This window comes from Halomonas huangheensis (assembly GCF_001431725.1).
GTDB classification, from domain to species: domain Bacteria; phylum Pseudomonadota; class Gammaproteobacteria; order Pseudomonadales; family Halomonadaceae; genus Halomonas; species Halomonas huangheensis.
Genome location: NZ_CP013106.1, coordinates 82395 through 104456, shown reverse-complemented (window position 1 = coordinate 104456; position 22062 = coordinate 82395). Strand labels below are relative to the sequence as shown.

Here is a 22062-nt window from a genome sequence, read left to right as displayed (position 1 = left end):
TCCACAGTGCGGCGCCTACCCATGGCTCTAGATGAAAAGGATTCTGTGGTATGCCAACCGGACTGGCCTATCTGATTGTTGTTCTGGTCTGGGCCTCAACGCCTCTCGCCATCAAATGGAGTGCGGAAGGCGGCGCCCCTGTCGGTAGCGTTATGCTACGCATGGGCGGAGCCCTGATCATAGGTGGCTTCCTGCTGTTATTGCTGCGTCGCACGCCACGTCTCGACCGGCGTGCTCTGCTCAGCTATGCGGCCGCCGTTCCTGGTGTCTTCGGTGCCATGGCACTCAGCTACTATGCATCGCAGTTCCTACCGTCCGGCATGCTCTCGGTAATGTTCGGCATGGCACCACTGATCTCTGGCTTGATTCTGCAGGCGCTACCCGGAGCAACCCGTCTTCGGCGCTGGCATTGGTTTGGTTGCGCACTGGGCGTCGCCGGTCTTGGCGTGGTGTTTCTCGACAGCCTCGGGGTCCAGGGCAGCCAACAGCAACTTGCTCTGGCGATGATGCTGATGGCGGTAACGTTGTTCAGCGCCAGTGGTATCGCCGTACAACGGGTGGCCGCAGGTCTTGACCCCTTGACCCAGACCGTTGGTGCTCTGGCGCTCTCGATGCCCTGCTTCCTCGTACTATGGCTGACCAGCGGCGAGCCACTGTCGATTCCGCTGACCCACCGCGGTCTATGGGCCGTGGTCTATCTGGCATTGTTCGGTTCGGTGATCGGCTTCCTCTGCTACTACCTGATCCTGTCACGCCTGCATGCCGCCACCGTAGCGCTGGTCACCCTGATCACCCCGGTGCTGGCAATGTCGTTGGGCATGTTTCTCAACCAGGAGTCGCCATCATCCTCCATGATGATCGGTGCCGTGCTGATCCTGGTCGCGCTGGGATGCTACCTGTTCGGCGATCGTCTCACACGGCGCAAGGCACGCCGCATGGCCATGGCAGAAGAAGACGTCACAGAGCCACCTACCTGATCAGTACTGTGCCGCCACAAAACACAGCAGTACTGACCGCGGGACCGTCTGATGGCGGGCCCGCATTGCTGTTGTGTTCTTCTGCCGGCTGTCAGATATGACTAGAAGCCGAAGCTTCGTCAGGAAGTCACTGGTAGCACAGATAATTTTCAGCGGCCCCCTCGCAACATCAGTCTTGTTGCACGGAAACGCTTGACATTGCCCCTCAGAAAATTCCATTTTGTACACAATAAACACAAACAATTGTGCATCAAATTGGCGCATAGATGCATGCAAGGCACCAGAATGGCGCATCTCGCGCCATGTGCAGCCATGATCGAAGGCACCTGAACCAGGTATCCCATCGAGGCTCAATCCTCATGGCACTTGCGATGCTTGGGTAACCCTTCGCCTAGCGAAGTCACCCAGGAGGACAGCATGACCCATTCCGAGACACCTGCGGACAACCAGCAGAGCCTGTGGATCCGCCAACCGCTGGCGGTCAGCGATGACGCCGCCGTCGGCGGAATTGTCGTTCGCGACGGGCGCATCGTCGAGGTTGTCGCCCGTGGCGCTACTCCGGAAACGCCCATCGACCAGACCTTCGATGCCTCACAGCATGTACTGCTACCCGGTCTAGTGAACACTCACCATCATTTCTATCAGACCCTGACTCGCGCCTACTCACCGGCGCTCAACAAGGAACTGTTCCCCTGGCTGACCACCCTGTATGACGTCTGGGCCAACCTGACCGAGGATCAGCTCGCGCTGGCCAGTGAGCTGGCCATGGTGGAGCTGCTGATGAGCGGCTGCACCACGGTGGCAGATCACCATTACGTCTTTTCGGGCGCACTGCAGCATGCCATCGATATCCAGGTAGAGACTGCGCGGCGACTCCAGGTTCGGGCCGCACTGACACGCGGCTCGATGAGTGTTGGGCGCGATGACGGAGGCCTCCCTCCGCAGTCCGTGGTTCAGGACGAAGCCACCATTCTCGACGAGAGCACGCGCCTGATCGATGCCTATCACGAACGTGGTGAAGGAGCGATGATCACCCTGGCGCTGGCGCCCTGCTCACCGTTCTCGGTCAGCCGCGAACTGATGCAGGACAGCGCACGTCTGGCGGAGCAGCGCGATGTGCGCCTGCACACGCACCTGGCAGAGACTGAAGACGAGACCAACTACTGCCAGAAGCTATTTGGCATGCGACCGCTGGACTATCTCGAAGCCACCGGCTGGCTATCGGACCGCACCTGGCTGGCCCATGGCATCCACTTCAATGACGATGAGGTCAAGCGCCTCGGCCAGGCTGGAACAGGCATCGCCCACTGCCCCTCATCCAACATGGTGTTGGGCTCGGGCATGTGTCGCACCCTCGAGTTGGAGGCCGCTGGTTGTCCCGTCGGGCTGGCAGTGGACGGCTCGGCATCCGCCGATCATTCCAACCTTGCCGAGGAGATGCGTCAGGCGATGCTGATTGGACGACTGCGCTACTCACCAAGCCAGGTGCGCCACCAGGATGTGATCCGCTGGGCCACACAAGGGTCGGCAGGCTGCCTGGGTCGCAGTGACATCGGTGGGCTCAAGGTTGGTCAGCAGGCAGATCTGGCGATGTTCCGTCTCGACGAAGCGCGTTTCTCGGGTGCCGAGAACCCGCTGGCAGCACTGCTGCTATGCGGTGCTCATCGGGCCGATCGCGTGATGGTTGCCGGTCAATGGCGTGTTGCCGATGGCCAGCCACTGGGCGTCGACCTTGAGGCACTACTGGCGCGCCATGATGCGGCAGCGCGTCAGCTACGCCAGGCTGTCTAACCGCAACGGCGCTCACGGGACGAAGGGAGAAGCACTCACTACACACTCATACAATCGGTGATCGTGTCTGCAGCAGCCGCTTCCGGAATGCCCGAAGCGGCACTCAGCATGATCTCCGGGGTTTCAACAGGTTCAACGACAATGACAACAGGAGAACCCTACCATGCCGACCAACGAGTCGACCGCAGAAGAACAGGAAGCGCGCCGGGTACGCAGTACCCATGACGTAAATGCCATGCCACCGCTCAGTCGAGCGATTCCGCTCGGACTGCAGCACGTGCTGGCAATGTTCGTCGGCAACGTGACCGTTCCCATCATCATCGCAGGAGCCGCCGACCTTCCAGCCGACCAGACGGCTTTCATGATTCAGGCGGCGATGTTTGTGGCCGGCATCGCCACCCTGGTGCAATCGCTGGGCCTGGGGCCCATCGGTGCGCGTCTACCGATTGTCATGGGTACCAGCTTCGGCTTCGTGCCGGTGCTGATCCCGATCGCGGTCGGCATGGGCCTCCCTGCTGCCCTGGGGGCCGCACTCTGTGGCGGCATCGCCATGGCGATTGTCGGGCTGTTCCTGCCGATCTTCCGCTTCCTCTTCCCGCCAGTGGTCACCGGCACCTTCGTGGTCATGCTCGGCACCCTGCTGATGCCGGTCGGCTTTCTCTACCTCGGTGGTGGTGGCGGTGCCTCGGACTTCGGTGCCCCTCACCATATCGCGCTGGGCGCACTGGTGTTCGTGGTGACTCTGGCACTGCACCAGTACGGCCGTGGTATCTGGTCGGAAATGGCGCCCTTGCTGGGACTGGTCGCGGGTTACTTCACCGCCATGGGCTTCGGCTACATCGATTTCGGCAACATTACCTCCGCCGGCTGGATCTCGCTGCCGGTTCCGCTACACATCGGCCTTGAGTTCCACGCCGCGGCAATCATTCCCGTAGTATTGCTGGCCGTCGTTACCTGCGCCGAGTCCATCGGCGATATCGTCGGCACCACCGCCGGTGGTATGAACCGTGAACCCACCGCGAAGGAGCTGTCAGGAGGCGTGATGGCCGATGGCCTGGCCAGTGTCTTTGCCGCCATCTTCAACGCCTTCCCGCAGATCAGCTTCAGCCAGAACGTCGGCATGGTGGCGTTGACCGGTGTCGTCAGTCGTTACGTGGTGGCCATCGGCGGCGCCTTCCTGCTCATGGCTGGTCTGGTGCCCAAGCTGGGGGCCATCATCAACAGCATTCCCAACTCGGTGCTCGGTGGAGCCGTGCTGATCATGTTCGGCATGATCGCCAGCGCAGGCATCAAGATGCTGGCAAGCATCGACTTCAACAAGCGCAATATGGTGATCATCGGCGTTTCGCTGTCTGCGGCCATCGGCCTGCCGGCTCAGGAAGGTCTGTATGCCAACCTCAATGAAAACATTCAGGCGATCATCCATTCGGGCCTGATTCCGGGCGCGCTATTCGCCATCATCCTCAACCTGGTATTGCCTCGTCGGGACCGCAGTTTCCGCGACGATATCTAAACGTATTGCAGCCCGCTCGATGAGCGGGCTGTTGCATTTTCCGAACGATGACAGGGCTGGATATGCGACTGACATATTCCCCTTTGGTCGCACAAGTGCCCGCAAATGGCTCGGGGCAAGCTAGTCTGGCGACGATCGAGATGCCGGAGACTCACCAATATGAGCCAACATCAACTGGCGACCTGCGACGCTACCCCGTCTGCCCAGGTGCTGCGTCACGACGAGCGAGGGGTTACGACACTGACCCTCAATCGGCCAGATAACTACAACGCCCTGTCCGCCGAGATGTTGACTGCGCTCGAGGATGCGCTGGCATCACTACAGGACGAGCATGACCTGCATGCAGTGGTCATCGCCGCCGAAGGCCGGGCCTTCTGCGCTGGGCACGACCTGCATGAAATGCGCGAGCTGGGCAATGAGGACGACTACCGACAGCTGTTTGCGCACTGCAGTCGTGTCATGCAGCAGATTCAGGAGTGCCCTGTGCCGGTCATCGCCCGCGTCCAGGGTGTGGCAACGGCAGCCGGCTGCCAGTTGGTCGCCAGTTGCGATATGGCCGTCGCCGCCCGATCGTCACGTTTCGCCGTCTCCGGGATCAATGTCGGACTGTTCTGCTCGACTCCCGCCGTGGCGCTGACCCGCAGCGTATCACCAAAGCGTGCAGCAGAGATGCTATATACCGGGGAGTTCATCGATGCCAATACCGCGCTCGACTGGGGACTGATCAACCGCGTTGCCGAAGACAATAGCCTCGACGAGGAGCTCTCCACGCTGCTGGATAGCCTGCGCGCCAAGAGTCGTGTTGCCTTGACCACCGGCAAGGCATTGCTCAGTCGCCAACGCACCCTGCCTCTGGGGCAGGCCTACGCCTTCGCCGGCGAAGTCATGGCCAGCAATATGATGGCCGAGGATGTCAGCGAAGGAATCGATGCTTTCATCAACAAGCGAGCGCCGAACTGGCAGCATCGTTGAGCACACCGCAAGGCCACAGAACATCGGATCAGAACCTGTTTGACAGGTTCATGTGGAATCGTTTTCCGTAAACGAGACAGCCTTTCGCTCAAGCGGTATGCTATTGAAATTGAAAAGTGAATCCCTGCTGTCAGCCACAAGCCAACAGCGATGGGGTCCCAGTAATTCGAGCACAGGGTGCACGCAAGGGAGAAGATAAAGGTGACCGAAGGCAAACGCAGGACGGCGGGACGCCCCGCATCGGGCAAGGCCAGTGGTGGCCACAGTCAATCACTGGTGCGTGGACTCAATCTTCTCGAGCGCCTTTCCGCCCACCCTGGCGGCCTCGCGCTATCCGATATTGCCGAACAGTCCGACCTTGCTCCGTCGACCACCCACCGTCTGCTGCAAGCGCTGCAGAGCCAAGGCTTCATTACCCAGGACGAAAGCCTCGGTGTATGGCGTATCGACGTCAAGACCTTCCGCATCGGCAACAGCTTCCTCGAAGCCCGCGACTTCGTGGGCACCAGCCGCCCCTACCTGCGCCGCCTGACTCGTGAAACCGGCGAAACCGCCAACCTCGGCGTTCGCGATGGTGCCACCGCCGTCTTTCTCGCCCAGAGCGAGTCAGCACAGATGATGCGTATGATCACCCGTCTGGGTTCACGCGCACCGCTGCATGCCTCCGGCGTCGGCAAGGCACTGCTTGCCTGGCTGCCCGAGGACGAACTTGACTGGGTACTGGCCGAGCGCGGCCTCGACGGCGTCACCGTCAACACCATGACCAATCCCACGGAAGTGCGCCGTGCCATGGCCGAGATTCGCTACAGTGGCTATGCCTGCGACCGTGAGGAGCACGCCATCGGCCTGCATTGCGTTGCGGCCTGCATTCACAATGAACTGGGAACACCTCTGGCGGCCATCTCGGTCTCTGGCCCTGTCGCACGCATCCCGGACAGCCGACTTGCCTCACTGGGCGAGCTGGTACGCGATACCGCCCACGCGATTACCGCCCAGTTGGGTGGACGCATCCCCTCCGTCGATGATTATCGTTCCTGAGGTCAAGCTGTCTGCATGAGCGAAGTATGGCGTAGCTACCGCTCGGCTCCTCCGGCCGGAACACGCATTCTGAAAGCCGCTGATATCGGGCGTGGCGAGAGCCGCTGTGTCAGTGTGGAGAGTGCCAATGGGCGTTTCCCGCTGGTCATGGTGCGCGACGGTGAGGGGGTGTTGCATGCTTACGTCAACGCCTGCCCTCACCAGTATCTGCCACTCGATGGACGTGGCGAGAATATCCTCAGCCGAGATGGCGGACTGCTGATCTGCACCAGCCATCAGGCCACCTTCCGCGTCGATAACGGCGAAGGCATTTCCGGCCCGGCCCAGGGCGAAGCACTCGACCCTGTGCCAGTGCAGGAAGACGACGGCGGCTGGCTGGTAGTCGGCTGAGCCTGAGCTCAGCCTCGCTCAGTTCGAGGTGAGTCCATATCTGTTCCGGAGTCCAGCCCAGCACCCTGTTCGAGGCGATCAAGCTGCCGCTCCAGCTTGCCGATGATGTTCATCATATCTCGATACTCGTTGACGCTGAGCGTCGCCAGCAGATCGGCCTCCCACTGGCGAGCCTCCGGGATCAACGACTCCAGCAACACCTGCCCATCGGGGGTCAGACAGAGGTCATGAACTCGCTGATCTCGAACAGATGGCGTTCTCTGAATCAGTCCCCGCTCTTCCAGTGCCTGTACCGCGCGGGAAACTCGTGCCTTATCCATGCGCGTGGCCAGGCAGATCTGTCTGGCAGATAGCTGGTCCAGATGTGACAACCAGGCAAGTACCCGCCACTCGGCGATATTGATCTGATAGCGCTCGGCATAGAGCTGCGCCAACGCCTGACTGATACGATCCGCCAGAGAGTTGAGCCGATAGGGCAGAAACTGTTGAAGATCCAGCTCCGGCTTGGCGGAGGAAGGCGATACATCACGCTCGGTCCGAGACATCTCAGCCAGGCTCCTTCAATGAATGCGGTGATAGCGACAGAGGCAGCACGATACCGGGTGCCCCTGACAGCGACAACGTCCACGGCTACTTCTCTCGCCTCGCCGCATCTCCGCTGCCTCCGGCGGTACGGTGAACTGACGGTGCCATGTCGCCCCCAATGGTTACAGCCCTTGATGGTCAGGATCGAACCAGCGAATGCGCCTTTCGCCATTTTGATTCAATTGAAACATAACAGAAAGCCACACCCCTCCTACCAATGTCCAACAACAAGACAAATCATTGTTATTAAATATAAAAATGTAAAAATCTTTTACCAGGCGATGCCGAGAGCGAGAGACTCATGGACATATAGTTTCATTTGAAACTATTATTCAATCACTATCTCTCAATCATGGAAACGAGCTATCGGCGCAGCCTCAAGCTGCCAGAGCGTTGCCGACTGCTACTCGATCCTGAGGACTCACCATGCCGCAATCGCTTGATTACCAATCCGGTTTTCGCAATCACTTCACTACCGAGGCATTGCCCGGAGCATTGCCCGAGGGGCAGAACTCTCCACAGCAAGTGGCTTATGGCCTGTACGCGGAACAGTTGACTGGCTCGGCCTTTACCGCACCGCGCAGCCACAACCTGCGTAGCTGGCTATATCGCATCCGTCCCTCGGTGGCACAGAGTGCCTACCTTCCTCTAGGCGAGGGCTCCACTGCTACAGCCCCGCTGAGCAAGCCTGCCGCCGACCCTAACCAGATGCGCTGGGACCCGCGACCACTGCCGGATGCTCCGACCGACTTCATTGATGGCCTGCTGACCGTCGCCGTCAATGGCGACGCCGGCACTCAGACCGGCTGCGGTGTGCACGTCTATGCCTTCAACCAGAACATGACCGAGCGCTTCTTCTACAACGCCGACGGCGAGATGCTGATCGTGCCGCAGCTCGGCAGCCTGCGCCTGCGCACCGAGTTCGGTGAGATCGAAGCTGGAAACGGTGAGATCGCAGTGATCCCGCGCGGCATCAAGTTCCAGGTGCGCCTGGCCGAGGGACATGACACCGCCCGTGGTTATATCTGCGAAAACTACGGCAGCCCCTTTGAACTGCCGGGCCTCGGCCCGATTGGCGCCAACGGCCTGGCCAACCCGCGTGACTTCCAGACTCCAGTGGCCACCTACGAGGATATCTCCGGTGACTTTGCACTGGTGGCCAAATTCTCCGGCCGCCTGTGGGTCACTCAACTCGACCACTCGCCGCTGGATGTGGTGGCGTGGCACGGTAATTACGCCCCCTACAAGTACAACCTGGCCAACTTCAACACCATCAACACCGTGAGCTTCGATCATCCTGACCCCTCGATCTTCACCGTGTTGACCTCTGCGTCAGACACCGAGGGCATGGCCAATATCGACTTCGTGATCTTCCCGCCGCGCTGGATGGTGGCCGAGAAGACGTTCCGCCCGCCCTACTTCCATCGCAATCTGATGAGTGAGTTCATGGGCCTGATCCACGGTGAATACGACGCCAAGGCAGAGGGCTTTCTGCCCGGTGGAGCCAGCCTGCACAACTGCATGTCACCGCATGGCCCGGATGCCAATACCTTCGAAAAGGCCAGCGAAGCTGAACTGGAGCCCCAATACCAGGCTGCCACTCTCGCTTTCATGTTCGAGAGCCGCTATGCCTTCCAGCCTACCGAGACAGCACTGTCAGCAGACTTCCGTCAGCGAGACTATGTCGATGTCTGGCAGGGCCTCAAATCCCACTTCAGCCCCGATAAGCGGTGAAGTATCACTCATTGCAAAAGCCATAACGACTCCACCTGACAAGGACCACTCATGAAGCTTGCTACCTTGAAAGGCACCTCCCCTGAACAAGGTGCCTCACTTGAAACAGTTGCCACAGCGAAAAACGCTCGTGACGGAGAGCTGATTGTCGTCTCTCGCGACCTCACTCGCGCGGTACGCGTGCCGCACATCGCCGCCACCCTGCAACATGTGGTAGAAGACTGGAGCGCGTTGGCCCCGCGTCTCGATGAGGTTTACCAGGCGTTGAACAACGGCCAGCTCGAAGATGCCTTCAACCTCGACATGCAGGCCCTGCACTCACCGCTGCCACGCACCTACCACTGGGCCGATGGCTCCGCCTATCTCAATCATGTGCAGTTGGTGCGCCAGGCGCGTAATGCCGAGATGCCGGAGACCTTCTGGACTGACCCGCTGATGTACCAGGGCGGCGGTGACAGTTTCATCGGCCCCTACGACGACATCGAGGCTGTCAGCGAGGAGCACGGTATCGATTTCGAGGGCGAGATCGCGGTCATCACCGATGACGTTCCCATGGCAGTCTCTCCCGAGCAGGCCAGCGGCCATATCAAGCTGATCATGCTGGTCAATGATGTCAGTCTGCGTGGTTTGATCCCCGGCGAGCTGGCCAAGGGCTTCGGCTTCTTTCAGGCCAAGCCTGCGTCGAGCTTCTCACCGATCTGTATCACCCCGGATGAGCTGGGTGATGCCTGGCAGGATGGTCGCGTTCATCTACCGCTGACCGTACACCTCAATGGCGAGAAGTTCGGCGAGCCGGAATCCGGCCCAGACATGATCTTCAACTTCCCGCAGTTGGTCGCTCATGCGGCTCGCACCCGTTATCTCGGCGCCGGTGCGGTGATCGGCTCCGGCACGGTCTCCAACCCTGATGCCAACGGTGGCCCTGGAAAACCCGTCGCCGATGGTGGTGTCGGTTACAGCTGCCTCGCTGAGGTACGTATGGTCGAGAAGATCCTGCATGGTGACAGCAAGACACCGTTCATGCGCTTCGGCGACCGCGTGCGCATCGAGATGTTCGACCGCGACGGCAACAGCATCTTCGGCGCCATCGATCAGCAGGTCGTCGAATACAAGGCGTGAGGACGGGAGCTGTTGCATGCAATTACACGGCTATTTCCGCTCATCGGCGGCTTACCGAGTGCGCATCGTCGCCAATCTCAAGGGAATCGATCTGGATCAGCTAGCGGTCAACCTGGTCAAGGGCGAACAGCGCAGCGACACCTACCTGGCCCGCAATCCGCAAGGATTGGTACCAACGCTGGTAACCGATGATGGTCACCAGCTCACCCAATCGCTGGCGATCTGCGAGTATCTGGAAGAGTGCTATCCGACCCCGGCGATCCTGCCTTCGGATGCGGTAGGGCGCGCCCGCGTGCGCGCTCTGGCTCAACTCATCGCCTGCGAGATGCACCCACTCAACAACCTGCGGGTGCTCAAGCACCTGACCGGTGAGATGGGACTCTCTGACGACGCCAGGCTGGCCTGGTATCGACATTGGGTCGCCAGTGGTTTCGATTCGCTGGAAGTCATGCTCAACGATGGCTACAGCGGCAAATTCTGCCACGGCGACACCCCGACGCTGGCCGATGCCTGCCTGGTGCCTCAGGTATTCAATGCTCAACGTTTTGACTGCGACCTGAGCGACTATCCACGCATTCAGGCCATCACTGAACGAGCACGAGCACTGCAGGCCTTTGCCAGCGCAGCTCCTGGTGAACAAGCCGATGCTGTTTGAGGTACCACTCTCTGCAGTATCATAAGCGGGCTAAATAAAGGCTTCCCTGATCACGAGGCGACACCCTTGGGGAAGCCTTTGCTCCTTGCCCCTATTCCAGGACAGTAGATGCTCAACCCCACCTCCCGCGCCACCGTGGCGTTACTGGCGGCGCTGACGGCGCTTGGCCCACTGGCTACCGACATGTATCTGCCGGCGATGCCGGCCATGCGCGAATCGCTGGCCACAGGTGCTGATGAGATCCAGTTGACGCTATCGCTGTATCTCATCGGCTTCGCCGTGGCTCAGTTGCTGTGCGGTCCACTGTCGGACCGCTACGGACGCAAGCCGATACTGCTGGGCGGCATGCTGCTGTTTCTGGTCGCCAGTATGATCTGTGCCTTCGCTCCGAACGTCGAAGTGCTGTTGGCCGGGCGTTTCCTGCAAGCGCTGGGCGGTGCGGCGGGGCCGGTCCTGGGTCGCGCGGCGGTACGCGATATCTACGGCCCTTTCGAGGCCAGCCGTATCCTGTCATATATGGCCAGTGTCATGGCGCTGGCGCCAGCATTGGCACCGCTGTTCGGCGCCGCCCTGCTACTGTGGTTCGGCTGGTATTCAATATTCGTCAGCCTTGCGGTCTACGCCGCTGCGATGTTGGTACTGCTCAGTATCCTGCCTGAACCCTTGCCCCGCGATCAGCGCCAGTCGATTCACCCTGCGGCACTGCTCGGCACCTGCCGCATGTTGATCGGGCAACGTGACTTCGTCGGCTACACCCTGACCAACTCCTTCGCCTTCTGTGGCCTGTTCGCCTTCCTTTCAGGCTCGTCCTTCGTACTTATCGACTTCCTCGGCGTAACGCCCAATCAGTACGGTGCCCTGTTCGCGATGATCGTCGGCGGCTTCTTCGTCGGCTCCATTGCCAGTGCCCGACTCAGCCGCCGCCTGTCTCGACACAGCCTGCTGGTCACTGCCACCTTGCTATCCGCCATCGGTGGCAGCTTGATGGCAACATTCTCACTCGCCGGAATTCATACCGTGTGGGCAGTCATCGCTCCGCATATGCTGTTCATGGTCGGCTTTGGCATCATCATGCCGCAGACCATGGGCGGCGCGCTGGCGCCCAACCCGCAGTGCGCAGGCTCGGCCTCAGCGTTGTTCGGTTTCGTGCAGATGAGCATTGCCGCCATTGCTGGCGGGCTGGTCGGCACCTTCCACGATGGGACCTCGCACAGCATGGCTATCGCCATCGGTCTGGCAGGTATTCTGTCGCTGGCCTGTTTTCACCTGATCGTCAGGCGTCCTTCACCGCAGGGCGAAGGCCCGGTGGAAACGGCATAGGAAAAGAGGAACCAGCAAAAAGAACCGAAAGATGAGAGTTATGGGTGACGTTTGGCATTCGCCAATTCTTCTGCGCTCAGAACCCGCGGTGTTATCCGCGGTTTCCCTGACTCATCGAACAGCGGTGATCCACGCCAGCTTCCCCTGAAGAGACTACCGGCCAACATTCGTACCAGCCTCAGACATACCCCGAGAAACCCTCGCGCTCGAGGCTTTGGTTCACCCAATGCCGACCCCACGTTTACCACCGCTACTTTCGTGCCGAAATCCGTGTCCATGCGTGCCGGATCCAGACAGGTATGTACCAGGCCAATGAACGGCATTCTGGGGTTGAGCATGGTGTTGCCGATCGGAGTGGAGCAACAGGATGCATACCAGCGCAACATCCCGCTCTCACTGAGCCGCAGTACCGCCAGCTGCTCCTCGCCCTGCTCGAAGCGCAAGCGCGATTGCGCGACCTGCACGATCTCGGAACCGCCCTGGGCATCCAGGGTCTCGCAAGCCTTGTCGAGAGCACGTGCAAAGGCCTGACAGTTGGCGCAATAACAGATAACTCGATTATGTGGGCCATGGCCTTCGAGTCGCGCTCGGAAGGTTCCACATCGGCACTGAACAGGATGCATCACAGCGATCGCTCCATGACGAGAACTCGGTAGCGAGCCCTGCTCGGCAGTATAGAGCAGACGACAGAGCTCATAGGACAGTTACCGGAACTCGAAGATAGTCACTTCAGGTCACCTGAGTACCGACCGGCTGCCAGGCACGTAGCAACACCCACATCCCCAGCCCCCAGGCACCATTGACCAGCAAGCCGATGGGGAAGATCGCCAGGTTGATGCCGCCGCCCTTGAGCGGGAAGACCACCAACATCGCAACCAGCGTCAGCGCAATGCCACCGAACAGCCCCGACTGCCACCAGCTCAGCACATCCACCTTGCGTACGGCACAGATGGCGATCATGACCATACCCCAGAGTCCACCCCAGAAACTGGCCGAGAACCAGGCCGGAACTGCCAGCGGCGCTACCGACTGTGTCGAATAGGGAGCGAAGGGAATCACCCCATAGGCATGCAGCAGCCCCACGACCGGCTGGTGGAAACAGAGCACAGCAAGAAAACCCGCGCTGAAACCCAATAGATATCGATTCATGGCCCCTTCACTCCTGTGGATAAAACAGGCCCTCGCCGATCAATACCGCCTGCCCGGCAATTTCCACCGTCACCGCTCCTGCATCATCGCGGCTAGCACGCGCATGAATCTCGCTGGGGCGCTCCATGTCCTGTCCCTGGTAAATGCTCCACTCATTGCGCGGTGACTTCGCCTCACTACCGAGGAAACCGGCCAGTGCGGCCGCGGCACTGCCGGTCGCGGAGTCCTCCAGAAAACTACCACCATGGCGCGCGAACATCCGCGTATGCAGGGCATCACGCTCCTCGACATGGAAGTACACCTGCTCGACTCCGCTCGGCGAGATATGCTCCATCCACTGTGACATATTCAAGGTCACGCGGGATAACGCCTCTTTCGAGGCCAGTGGCACCAGATGAAACGGAAGCCCGCAGGATGCCTGCACTGGGTCTCCGGCGATCTCTTCCGCGACCAGTCCCGCAAGCTCTGCAGCGGCGGCTCTACCCAGTGAGCTGGTGCCGACTTCAGCCGGTCGCTTGACTCGAAAGCGCGCCAGCTCACCCTCAAAGGTGATTTCCAGAGGACCTGCCGCTACCTCCAGCACCAGCGGTGTATCGGCAGTGATAGTCTTGCTGTCCACCAGCCCCTGAGCCACCAGCAGATGGGCTGCCCCCACTGTCGGATGTCCAGCAAAAGGCAGCTCACGCGAAGCGGTGAAGATACGCATCGGGAAACGGTTCTCGCCCTTGCTGCGCCCGATGAATACCGTCTCGGCAAGATTCAGTTCTGCGGCAATGGCCTGCATCCGCTCGACCTCAATTCTGTCAGCATCGAGAAACACCGCCAACTGGTTACCCGCGAAAGGTCTGGCGGCGAACACATCGAGCAGATAGTAACGAGAGAGGGCAAACGGCATGGAGGGCTCCTGGTGATTGAACACGATCAGTTGAAATTATCTTGCGCTGCGCTGCTTTCCAGCATAGAGAGAGATGACGGTTCTACGCCACAGTGCTACAGCGGCGTGTCCTGTTAGGCAAAGTCCGTTCGTCGCACTGGGGGAGCTCCAGTACCCGCCAGCCGGCCTGGAGCTGTTGTCGATTGAAGCCCAGGTCGCGTAGCAGATGATCATCCAGCTCCATCAGGTGGTCCCATTGCCGGCGATAGCAATGGCTCCGGCGCCAGGCGCGCCACGACAGGTATCTACGCAGACTTCTCGGGAAGAGCATGGCTAACCTCCTCGCACTGCAATTCAATGGCTTGGCTTTCCACTGTGGCGCCGGGGGTATGTTGACGCTTCATTCGCTTACCGGACGCTCTGCATAGCATCTCTCTGGATCATTTATCGATACAGATTCACAAGCTTAAAAATTATGCGGTACAGTGATACAGACAACGCCTCTGTACCGCTTGTGCAGCGGCGAGCTGTTCTACTTTGACGAGCTGTCTCACTTTGAAGAGCTGTCCCACTTTGAAGAGCTATGCCACTTTGAGGAGTCATCGCCGTGCCCCGCGTCAAACGCTACGAGCAGTTACGGGACCTGCTGGTCGAGCGCATCGACCAGGGCATCTACCGCTGCGGTGATCGGCTACCTTCGGTGCGCCAATGGTGTCAGGAACAGGGGGTAAGCATGACCACCGCCCAGGCGTGCTTCGCGGCCCTCGAAGCCGAAGGCCTGATCGAAGCCCGGCCCCGTTCCGGGTACTTCGTCACCGCGCCGGCCCATACCTCTCTGCACGCCACACCTCTGCCGCAACGATCGCAGCCGGAACAACGCCCGGTGCATGTATCACGCTGGAAACAGGTCCAGACACTGGTGATGGGCTCCGCGCCCCATCAGTCACGTCATGCATTGGCCAATGGCATGCCGGACCTGCGTGCCGCGACATTGCTGCCGCTACAGCGACTGCTTGGCCAATCGCAGCGTGACGCTTCCATGAGTCACTTTGCCTACGACAACCTCGCCGGGGATGAGGAGCTGCGGCGACAGATCACCCTGCTGATGAGCCACTCCGGATGTATGCGCCATGTCGATGACGTGATCATCACCACCGGCTGCCAGGAAGCGTTGGCCATTGCGCTACGGCTGCTGACCGAGCCTGGCGATGTGGTTGCAGTGGATTCACCGGCCTTCTATGGCGCCATGCAGATGCTTGAGGCACGCGGCCTCAAGGCACTGGAAATCCCCACCGATGCCGAGCACGGCATCAGTCTGGGTGCTCTCGAATTGGCACTGGAACAGTGGCCGGTAAAGGCGATCATGGTCACGCCGACCTGCAACAATCCCCTCGGCTATTCGATGAGCAACGAACGCAAACAGGCGCTCGTCGAGATGGCCAGCCGTTACGACGTCGCGATCATCGAGGATGACGTGTATGGCGACCTTGCCTATACCGCGCCACGGCCACACAGTATCGCTGCGTTCGATGGCGAGGGGCGCGTACTGTTATGCAGCAGCATGTCCAAGACGCTATTACCGGGGCTACGCCTGGGCTGGCTGGCTCCCGGCCGCTACCGAGACCGGGCCCTGCACGAGAAGTATGTTTCCACTGGCTCCAGTTCTACCCTCGCCCAGAGTGCAGTCGCCGAGTTCATGGCCAGGGGCCACCATGCTCGCCACCTTACCGCCATGCGCCGCCAGTACCGTCTGCAACGCGACCAGATGCGCGGCTGGATACAGCAGTACTTTCCCGAGGGTACCAGGGTCAGCGTGCCATCCGGCGGCTTCATGCTATGGCTGGAGTTGCCCGACGGATTCGACAGCATTGCGCTCAACCAACGTCTCGCCGAGCATCAACTGGGCATCGCACCCGGTCCACTGTTCTCGGCCAGCGGCAAGTACCGCCACTGCCTGAGGCTGAACTATGCCAGTCTGTTGAACGACAGCACACATGCTGCCATCGCCACCATTGGTGAGTGCGCCAAAGCTCAGTTGGTCCAGCCGGAGGATGCCGTTGTGTGATACGCGACACAACCGATATGAAGGTTCCGGCATATCGGGGCTGATCTAAAGCAACCACAGCGGTACACTAGCGCCCGTCTATCTCTGCCGAGGGCGCTGTGATGTCTCACCTGCTTTCCATCGACTCATTGTCTCGCGATGATATCGACCACCTGATGCGAGTCGCCGCGAAGATGGAGCCCATCGCCCAACGGCGCAAGATAACCCGGGTTCTGGAAGGCGCAGTACTCGGCAACCTGTTTTTCGAAGCCAGTACCCGCACCCGCGTCAGCTTCCACACTGCCTTCTCGCGTCTTGGCGGCAGCGTTTGCGATACCACCGGTTTCACCTTCTCATCGATGGCCAAGGGCGAGTCGCTGTATGACACCAGCCGCGTCATGGCCGGTTATTGCGACGCCATTGTCATGCGTCACCCCGACAAGGGCTCGGTGGCCGAGTTTGCCCGCGCCACTCATGTACCGGTAATCAACGCCGGTGATGGACCCGGAGAGCACCCCAGTCAGGCACTGCTCGACTTCTATACCATCGACAAGGAATTCGCGCGTCAGGGCAAGTCGCTCAAGGGCGCTCATGTGCTGATGACCGGCGACCTCAAGTTCGGGCGTACCGTGCACTCGTTGATCAAACTGCTGGCACTGTACGCGCCCCTGCGCGTCACGCTGGTGGCACCACCAGGACTGGAAATGCCCAGCGAGTTGATCGAAAGGGTCAGCCAGCAGGGGCTGGACGTGGAGGTGCGCGAGAATCTCGCCGGAAATTTCTCGGATGTCGATGTGGTCTATACCACCCGCATCCAGAAGGAGCGTTTTACCGCCGAGATGGAAGAAGGCTTCAACCTGTCACGCGACTTCACCGTGCACCGCGCCTTCCTCAACGAGCATTGCAATGACTCGACCATCGTCATGCACCCGCTGCCCCGCGACAGTCGCCCGGATGCCAATGATCTCGATGTCGACCTCAACGGTGATCCGCGCCTGGCGATCTTCCGTCAGACCGACAACGGCATCCCGGTACGCATGGCGATCTTCGCCACCCTGCTCAAGGTCGAGGACCAGATCGACAAGGACCTGCGTGACGTGAAGTGGTTTGTTCCGGAAACCGTGGGTGTCGATGACGCCAGGTTCTGACCCTCTCTGGTGAGCCTCACGATACCCGGGCATGGCCCGGGTATTCGCTGCCGCGTCTACGCCCCCATCAGGCTATGACTCATCAAGCCACATCCCATCAATCCACGCCCCCATCAAAACCTCCTTCAAGCCATCAGCCCCGCCGTGACAAAACCGCCATCCACCGCCAGCACCTGGCCATTGATGAAGCTGGCTTCTTCCGACAGCAGAAAGACCACGGCTGATGCTACTTCGGCAGGGGTACCATAACGCTTCAATGGCACCCTGGCCTGCCATTGTCGACGCACATCAGGTGTATGCATGGCCTCGGCCAGCGGTGTGTCGATGGGCCCGGGAGCCACCGCATTGACACGAATTCCCGTCGGCCCCAGCTCATTGGCCATGACATAGGTGAGAGCATTCTGCCCCGCCTTGGAAGCACCGTAGGCACTGCGCCCCTTGTTGCCGCACAGGCCGGAGACCGAAGAAATATTGATGATGCTGCCGCCCAGCTCCTCGCGTTGCCAATGACGTGCGAGGCTACGTGAGCAGATGAAGGTACCGACCACATTGACATCGAGAATGCGCCGCAAGGCCTCCACATCGCTGTCGACCGCCGGTTTGTCTTCGCCAATGCCCGCACAATTGACCAGCCCAGTGATCGCCATGCGCTCCAGTACCTCAGCCATCACTCGCTCAACAGCCTGCTCATCAGTGATGTCGCAAGCACGGCCATAGTGCTCGGCAATCCCCAGTTCTCGGCATGCCAGAGCAAGGTTGGTCGTCGACACATCCAGCAACATCACCGGGATATCGCCTGCGACCAACGACCGAGCAATGGCCAGACCGATTCCCGAAGCTCCTCCGGTAATGATCACTCCTGCTGCGGTTGCCATATTCACTGCTCTCCCTCGTCGGGTAGCCACTCTTCAAGCGTGACCTCGAAGGTCATGCAGATGGGATTCCACCCGGCGAGGAAGGGACCTCCATAAACATTGCCATCAGGGTCCGCGACGATCCCTGCCAGAGAGGCCATAGGCACTCCGTCATCCCCCGAGCGAACCTCTCCGGCGATACTCACGATCTCCACGGCAGGTCCAGAAATCTGCTGGAAGCCACCATCCAGGGTGCCGACCCGGGCATCGATCAAGCTGCCCAGACCACCACGAACAAAGGCATGGCGAAATCCTTCTGCCAGGCACATCTTCTCGACGCCTTGCACCAGGTCTTCATTGGGGGCGATACGCGCGTAGGCCACGCGCCCCATACGACCGGATTCGATAACAACCCCTTCGGTAACAGGGGCAGCCGCAGATTCCTTGAATGTCATGTCAAGACTCCTTGTAAGGCTTGAGCAGAGCAATGTTGGTTTCATCGTCGAATGCCTGACGCAACTCGAACCCTTCAATGGCGGTAACCAATACAGGGATCGGCTGCTCGCCGATGATCGAAGCCTGCGGCACGATGTGGCCGCCCTTCACTTCGTTGGAACAGGTACGCAGCGTGGCATGGCAGTGCACCAGTGGGCGCTGCTGCATGTCCTTGCCGAGGGTAGCGTTGCCGAAAACCATGAAGGCCTCTCCCGCATCAATCGGGCGGGAATAGGCAATCGCTGCCTGCCCGGAAGGATCGGGTGGCGCAACGCAGTACTCCAGATGGGCAAACCTGCCACCGAGAATGGTCATTGAGGCACTGGTCACTCCGGCTTCACGCAACGGCTCGACCAGCGCATCGAACAGACTCTTTCCCGGCGTCAGCAACAAGCGGATATGACGTCCGCCCTGGTAATGCATGCTGTGGATACGCAATGGGTTGAAATGGCCTGCATGGCGCAACATTCTCGGGCGGGGCCAGGGGTTGGCGAACGTTCGTTTCATCCTGCACGCTCCCGCTCCTCGATCGCCTCACGGACAATCTTCTTGGTGATCTTGCCGTAGCTGGAGCGTGGCAGCGCATCAAAACAATGAAAGCGTTGCGGCACCTTGTAGCTCGTCATCCGCGCGCGCATCCAGTCACGCATGTTCTCCAGATCCCATACCTGCCCAGGTGCCAGCACCACCGCAGCAACACCGACTTCTCCCCAGCGCTCATCCGGCATGCCGACAATCGCCACTTCCTCGATATCAGGATGGGTCAGCATCTTTTCCTCGATTTCTCGCGGATAGACGTTGGAGCCACCGGAAATGAACATGTCCGAAGCACGTCCCGTGAGGTAAACAAACCCCTGTGGATCGATATGTCCGAGATCCCCGGTACGAAACCACCCATTGCGAAATGACTTGCTGTTGGCCTCGGGATTGGCGTAGTACCCGGCAAATACAGCGGGGCCACAGACACAGATCTCGCCGCTTTCGCCCGGCATGACCTCATGGCCATCCTCATCCTGAATCGAGACCTGCATTGCGGTACGTTCATGGCCGCAGGAGCCGACCTTCATTGCTTCGTCATCAACGCTGTGCATGGCAGGTGGCAATACCGTGATATTGCCGGTGACTTCGCCCAGCCCGTAGTACTGCACAAGCACGTTGCCCAATTGCTTGAGGGCTGCCTGCTGGTCAGTTCGATACATCGGTGCGCCGGCATAGATGATGTAACGCAGCGACGAATGATCCACCGTCTCCAGCGCAGGATGTTCGATCAGCATCTTGACGATGGTCGGAACAGTGAACAGATTGGTAATCCGATACCGCTCGACCAGCCCCCAGACTTCCTCAACATCCAGCCCGCTGCCAACCGGGAGTACCGTGGTGACGCCACGCGCCAGCTGGGTGAGATAATGAATCCCCGAGCCATGCGAAAGTGGTGCAATCACCAGGCTGGCATCGCTGGACTGATCTGTTGCCGGCATCAAGTCACACAGATGATTGGTCACCACGAAGCCCATCTGACCGTGGGTCAATACCGCGGCCTTTGGCCTACCAGTGGTTCCCGAGGTGAAGAAGAACCAGCAGGGGTCATCATGCTCGACATCGACATTGCGGCACGTCTGGCCAAGGTGCCTGCTGACCAGCTCCTGGTATTCCTCATCCGCACCGTCACAGGGGCCGATGCTGATGGTATGACACAGCGATCTGCTGGCCTGACGCATCGCCGCAGCATGCGCGGAAAACTCGGCGGAATGAATCAGCACCCTCGCCCCGGTCAGCTCCGACAGCCAGCCACCCTCATCCTGTGAAATTCGATAATTGACCGGAGCCCACACCGCCCCCAGCCGGAAAGCCGCCAGCTGCGTCTCGACCATCTCGAAGCCATTGCGTGAGTGCACCAGGATACGATCGCCCCTGGTGACCCCCAACTGACGCAAGGCATAGGCCAATGCGCTGACTCGCTGATCCAGCTCGCTCCAGCTACGAACCTCATCGCCCATCACCAGCGCAGGCTGCTCGCTGTAACGTCGGGCGGCCTGGGTCAGCCAGTACGCAAGGTTCATGACTCTGCGGCTGACAGGTGCGACACCTCCCACTGGTGCCTCGATGTCCCGGCTCATCGGCTACGCTCCAGAATGCTGACGTAGTTGGCAACGGCGGCGCCGCCCATATTGAAGACACTGGCAAGCTCTGCACCGGGTACCTGCATTCCCCCGGCCTCTCCCATCAATTGCATGCATGCCATCACATGCATGGATACGCCGGTGGCTCCCACCGGATGCCCCTTGGCCTTGAGTCCACCGGAAGGGTTGATCGGTAACCGCCCATCCTTGTTACCCCACCCTTCACGAACGACACGCGCGCCTTCGCCACGCGCCGCCAGGCCCATGGCCTCGTACTCGATCAACTCTGCGATAGTGAAACAATCATGTGTTTCGACCAGAGACAGGTCGTCCAGACCGACCCCCGCCACCTTGAGAGCCTGCTGCCAGGCACGCGTCGCACCGGCGAATTCCAGTGGATCGCGACGACTCAGCGGCAGGATATCGTTGACATGAGTGCGCGCCCGAAAGCCTATCGATCTCGCCATGCTTTTCGCTGTCTCTGCGTCAGCAAGCAACAGCGCAGCAGCGCCGTCAGACACCATTGAGCAATCGGTACGTCGTAGTGGACCGGCAACCAGCGGGTTGCGCTCACTCACGGTATTGCAGAAATCAATACCGAGATCCTTGCGCACATGAGCCAGGGGATTATCGACGCCATTGCGGTGATTTCTGGCGGCAATCATCGCCAGCGCCTCGCGACAGTCGCCATAACGCTCAAAATACTGCTCGGCAATCCGGCCAAACACGCCGGGAAAGCCGCTGTCCGACGATTCTTCACGACGATAGCTGGCCCCCAGCAGCACCTCACCCACCTCGGAGGTGGGCAGCGCCGTCATCTTTTCCGCACCGATCACCAGTGCGATACGGCCTCGTCCGGAGTCGATGAAATCCATCGCCGCATGCAATGCCGCCGACCCCGTTGCGCAGGCATTTTCCACGCGCGTCGCTGGAGTGTGCGCCAGTTCGGGCTGGGCCAACGCCACAAGGCTGGCCTGGAAATCCTGATTCGAGAAGCCATTGTTCATGACTCCCAGGTAAATGCCGTCGATATCCCTGGCGGCAATACCGGCATGCGCCAATACATCACTGGTGACCTTACCTATCATCTCCTCAGTACCCGCTTCTTCGCGTTTACCAAAGGCCAGATGAGACCATCCGACGATACGACTCCGAGTTGACATATATCTTCCTTATTCCATATTATGGAATTAACTGTCTATCACGATTATCACTCTATTGGCAGCATATGGCGCTATCAATGTTAAAACTGACAACCCAGACCAATTGTGTAGGCCATATTAT

The 22062-nt window shown here is 59.9% G+C and carries 22 protein-coding genes; 12 read left to right on the top strand and 10 right to left on the bottom strand.

From position 1 onward, the window contains the following. Positions 1-50: 50 nt before the first annotated feature. The 6 genes from AR456_RS00480 to AR456_RS00450 all read left to right on the top strand — a co-directional run bounded on the left by AR456_RS00480 (position 51) and on the right by AR456_RS00450 (position 6681). A complete protein-coding gene (locus AR456_RS00480) occupies positions 51-977 on the top strand; it encodes a DMT family transporter (protein ID WP_021816995.1) in 927 nt (308 codons plus the stop codon). Positions 978-1394: 417 nt separating this feature from the next. Next, complete coding sequence (locus AR456_RS00470; RefSeq protein ID WP_021816993.1) at positions 1395-2768, top strand: 8-oxoguanine deaminase; 1374 nt, start codon at positions 1395-1397, stop codon at positions 2766-2768. A gap of 163 nt (positions 2769-2931) precedes the next feature. After that, positions 2932-4281 carry a uracil-xanthine permease family protein gene (locus AR456_RS00465; RefSeq protein WP_021816992.1) on the top strand — a complete coding sequence of 450 codons (1350 nt, stop codon included), beginning with the start codon at positions 2932-2934 and terminating at the stop codon, positions 4279-4281. A 159-nt stretch (positions 4282-4440) separates the two neighbouring features. Next, positions 4441-5253 (top strand): enoyl-CoA hydratase, encoded by an 813-nt coding sequence (locus AR456_RS00460; RefSeq protein ID WP_021816991.1) that lies wholly within the window; start codon positions 4441-4443, stop codon positions 5251-5253. Between the two features lie 201 nt (positions 5254-5454). Beyond that, positions 5455-6291, top strand: a complete 837-nt coding sequence (locus AR456_RS00455; RefSeq protein WP_021816990.1) for an IclR family transcriptional regulator — start codon at positions 5455-5457, stop codon at positions 6289-6291. Between the two features lie 15 nt (positions 6292-6306). Further along, entirely contained in the window at positions 6307-6681 is a 375-nt protein-coding gene (locus AR456_RS00450) for a Rieske (2Fe-2S) protein (protein ID WP_021816989.1), read from the top strand. 8 nt (positions 6682-6689) lie between these two features. Here the strand turns inward: AR456_RS00450 and AR456_RS00445 are convergent, their stop codons facing one another. Beyond that, the gene (locus AR456_RS00445) at positions 6690-7226 is read right to left on the bottom strand and encodes a MarR family winged helix-turn-helix transcriptional regulator (RefSeq protein ID WP_021816988.1); all 537 of its coding nucleotides are present in this window, start codon (positions 7224-7226) and stop codon (positions 6690-6692) included. 466 nt (positions 7227-7692) lie between these two features. Between AR456_RS00445 and hmgA the strand changes: the two genes are divergently transcribed. From hmgA to AR456_RS00425, 4 genes are all read left to right on the top strand, one after another. After that, positions 7693-9000 (top strand): homogentisate 1,2-dioxygenase, encoded by a 1308-nt coding sequence (hmgA, locus tag AR456_RS00440; protein WP_021816987.1) that lies wholly within the window; start codon positions 7693-7695, stop codon positions 8998-9000. Between the two features lie 51 nt (positions 9001-9051). After that, on the top strand, positions 9052-10119 hold the full coding sequence (locus AR456_RS00435) for a fumarylacetoacetate hydrolase family protein (RefSeq protein ID WP_021816986.1): 1068 nt from the start codon (positions 9052-9054) through the stop codon (positions 10117-10119). Positions 10120-10135: 16 nt separating this feature from the next. Beyond that, entirely contained in the window at positions 10136-10774 is a 639-nt protein-coding gene (gene maiA / locus AR456_RS00430; RefSeq protein ID WP_021816985.1) for a maleylacetoacetate isomerase, read from the top strand. A 108-nt stretch (positions 10775-10882) separates the two neighbouring features. Beyond that, positions 10883-12094, top strand: coding sequence for a multidrug effflux MFS transporter (locus AR456_RS00425; protein ID WP_021816984.1), 1212 nt, complete (start codon positions 10883-10885; stop codon positions 12092-12094). A 38-nt stretch (positions 12095-12132) separates the two neighbouring features. Here the strand turns inward: AR456_RS00425 and AR456_RS00420 are convergent, their stop codons facing one another. The 4 genes from AR456_RS00420 to AR456_RS21765 all read right to left on the bottom strand — a co-directional run bounded on the left by AR456_RS00420 (position 12133) and on the right by AR456_RS21765 (position 14448). Next, positions 12133-12717, bottom strand: a complete 585-nt coding sequence (locus tag AR456_RS00420) for a DUF6151 family protein (protein ID WP_021816983.1) — start codon at positions 12715-12717, stop codon at positions 12133-12135. A gap of 106 nt (positions 12718-12823) precedes the next feature. Further along, complete coding sequence (locus AR456_RS00415; RefSeq protein ID WP_021816982.1) at positions 12824-13243, bottom strand: hypothetical protein; 420 nt, start codon at positions 13241-13243, stop codon at positions 12824-12826. A gap of 7 nt (positions 13244-13250) precedes the next feature. Next, positions 13251-14138, bottom strand: a complete 888-nt coding sequence (locus AR456_RS00410) for a PhzF family phenazine biosynthesis protein (RefSeq protein WP_021816981.1) — start codon at positions 14136-14138, stop codon at positions 13251-13253. A gap of 82 nt (positions 14139-14220) precedes the next feature. Continuing rightward, positions 14221-14448 carry a DUF1127 domain-containing protein gene (locus AR456_RS21765; protein ID WP_056932985.1) on the bottom strand — a complete coding sequence of 76 codons (228 nt, stop codon included), beginning with the start codon at positions 14446-14448 and terminating at the stop codon, positions 14221-14223. 276 nt (positions 14449-14724) lie between these two features. On the opposite strand from AR456_RS21765, the gene AR456_RS00400 reads away from it, so the two are divergent. Continuing rightward, positions 14725-16182, top strand: a complete 1458-nt coding sequence (locus AR456_RS00400) for an aminotransferase-like domain-containing protein (protein WP_021816980.1) — start codon at positions 14725-14727, stop codon at positions 16180-16182. Between the two features lie 98 nt (positions 16183-16280). Further along, the gene (gene pyrB / locus AR456_RS00395; RefSeq protein WP_155829101.1) at positions 16281-17309 is read left to right on the top strand and encodes an aspartate carbamoyltransferase; all 1029 of its coding nucleotides are present in this window, start codon (positions 16281-16283) and stop codon (positions 17307-17309) included. A 125-nt stretch (positions 17310-17434) separates the two neighbouring features. Here pyrB and AR456_RS00390 read toward each other — a convergent pair whose 3' ends face one another. Genes AR456_RS00390 through AR456_RS00370 form a run of 5 tightly spaced genes read right to left on the bottom strand, consistent with a single transcriptional unit; the run spans position 17435 to position 21941 of the window. Continuing rightward, positions 17435-18184 (bottom strand): SDR family NAD(P)-dependent oxidoreductase, encoded by a 750-nt coding sequence (locus AR456_RS00390; RefSeq protein WP_021816978.1) that lies wholly within the window; start codon positions 18182-18184, stop codon positions 17435-17437. A gap of 2 nt (positions 18185-18186) precedes the next feature. Continuing rightward, positions 18187-18618, bottom strand: coding sequence for a PCC domain-containing protein (locus AR456_RS00385; protein ID WP_021816977.1), 432 nt, complete (start codon positions 18616-18618; stop codon positions 18187-18189). Position 18619: 1 nt separating this feature from the next. Next, positions 18620-19165 carry a PPC domain-containing DNA-binding protein gene (locus AR456_RS00380; protein WP_021816976.1) on the bottom strand — a complete coding sequence of 182 codons (546 nt, stop codon included), beginning with the start codon at positions 19163-19165 and terminating at the stop codon, positions 18620-18622. Continuing rightward, positions 19162-20775 (bottom strand): acyl-CoA synthetase, encoded by a 1614-nt coding sequence (locus AR456_RS00375; RefSeq protein ID WP_021816975.1) that lies wholly within the window; start codon positions 20773-20775, stop codon positions 19162-19164. The genes AR456_RS00380 and AR456_RS00375 overlap by 4 nt, the downstream gene beginning before the upstream one ends. Then, positions 20772-21941: an acetyl-CoA acetyltransferase gene (locus AR456_RS00370; protein ID WP_021816974.1), complete on the bottom strand. Its 1170-nt coding sequence runs from the start codon at positions 21939-21941 to the stop codon at positions 20772-20774. The genes AR456_RS00375 and AR456_RS00370 overlap by 4 nt, the downstream gene beginning before the upstream one ends. Positions 21942-22062 lie beyond the last annotated feature (121 nt).

Bases quoted from the DNA above. Each gene is read 5' to 3' on its own strand.
- AR456_RS00480 (WP_021816995.1), top strand. From the start codon at position 51: ATGCCAACCGGACTGGCCTATCTGATTGTTGTTCTGGTCTGGGCCTCA.
- AR456_RS00470 (WP_021816993.1), top strand. From the start codon at position 1,395: ATGACCCATTCCGAGACACCTGCGGACAACCAGCAGAGCCTGTGGATC.
- AR456_RS00465 (WP_021816992.1), top strand. From the start codon at position 2,932: ATGCCGACCAACGAGTCGACCGCAGAAGAACAGGAAGCGCGCCGGGTA.
- AR456_RS00460 (WP_021816991.1), top strand. From the start codon at position 4,441: ATGAGCCAACATCAACTGGCGACCTGCGACGCTACCCCGTCTGCCCAG.
- AR456_RS00450 (WP_021816989.1), top strand. From the start codon at position 6,307: ATGAGCGAAGTATGGCGTAGCTACCGCTCGGCTCCTCCGGCCGGAACA.
- AR456_RS00445 (WP_021816988.1), bottom strand. From the start codon at position 7,226: ATGTCTCGGACCGAGCGTGATGTATCGCCTTCCTCCGCCAAGCCGGAG.
- hmgA (WP_021816987.1), top strand. From the start codon at position 7,693: ATGCCGCAATCGCTTGATTACCAATCCGGTTTTCGCAATCACTTCACT.
- AR456_RS00435 (WP_021816986.1), top strand. From the start codon at position 9,052: ATGAAGCTTGCTACCTTGAAAGGCACCTCCCCTGAACAAGGTGCCTCA.
- maiA (WP_021816985.1), top strand. From the start codon at position 10,136: ATGCAATTACACGGCTATTTCCGCTCATCGGCGGCTTACCGAGTGCGC.
- AR456_RS00425 (WP_021816984.1), top strand. From the start codon at position 10,883: ATGCTCAACCCCACCTCCCGCGCCACCGTGGCGTTACTGGCGGCGCTG.
- AR456_RS00420 (WP_021816983.1), bottom strand. From the start codon at position 12,717: ATGCATCCTGTTCAGTGCCGATGTGGAACCTTCCGAGCGCGACTCGAA.
- AR456_RS00415 (WP_021816982.1), bottom strand. From the start codon at position 13,243: ATGAATCGATATCTATTGGGTTTCAGCGCGGGTTTTCTTGCTGTGCTC.
- AR456_RS00410 (WP_021816981.1), bottom strand. From the start codon at position 14,138: ATGCCGTTTGCCCTCTCTCGTTACTATCTGCTCGATGTGTTCGCCGCC.
- AR456_RS21765 (WP_056932985.1), bottom strand. From the start codon at position 14,448: ATGCTCTTCCCGAGAAGTCTGCGTAGATACCTGTCGTGGCGCGCCTGG.
- AR456_RS00390 (WP_021816978.1), bottom strand. From the start codon at position 18,184: ATGGCAACCGCAGCAGGAGTGATCATTACCGGAGGAGCTTCGGGAATC.
- AR456_RS00385 (WP_021816977.1), bottom strand. From the start codon at position 18,618: ATGACATTCAAGGAATCTGCGGCTGCCCCTGTTACCGAAGGGGTTGTT.
- AR456_RS00380 (WP_021816976.1), bottom strand. From the start codon at position 19,165: ATGAAACGAACGTTCGCCAACCCCTGGCCCCGCCCGAGAATGTTGCGC.
- AR456_RS00375 (WP_021816975.1), bottom strand. From the start codon at position 20,775: ATGAGCCGGGACATCGAGGCACCAGTGGGAGGTGTCGCACCTGTCAGC.
- AR456_RS00370 (WP_021816974.1), bottom strand. From the start codon at position 21,941: ATGTCAACTCGGAGTCGTATCGTCGGATGGTCTCATCTGGCCTTTGGT.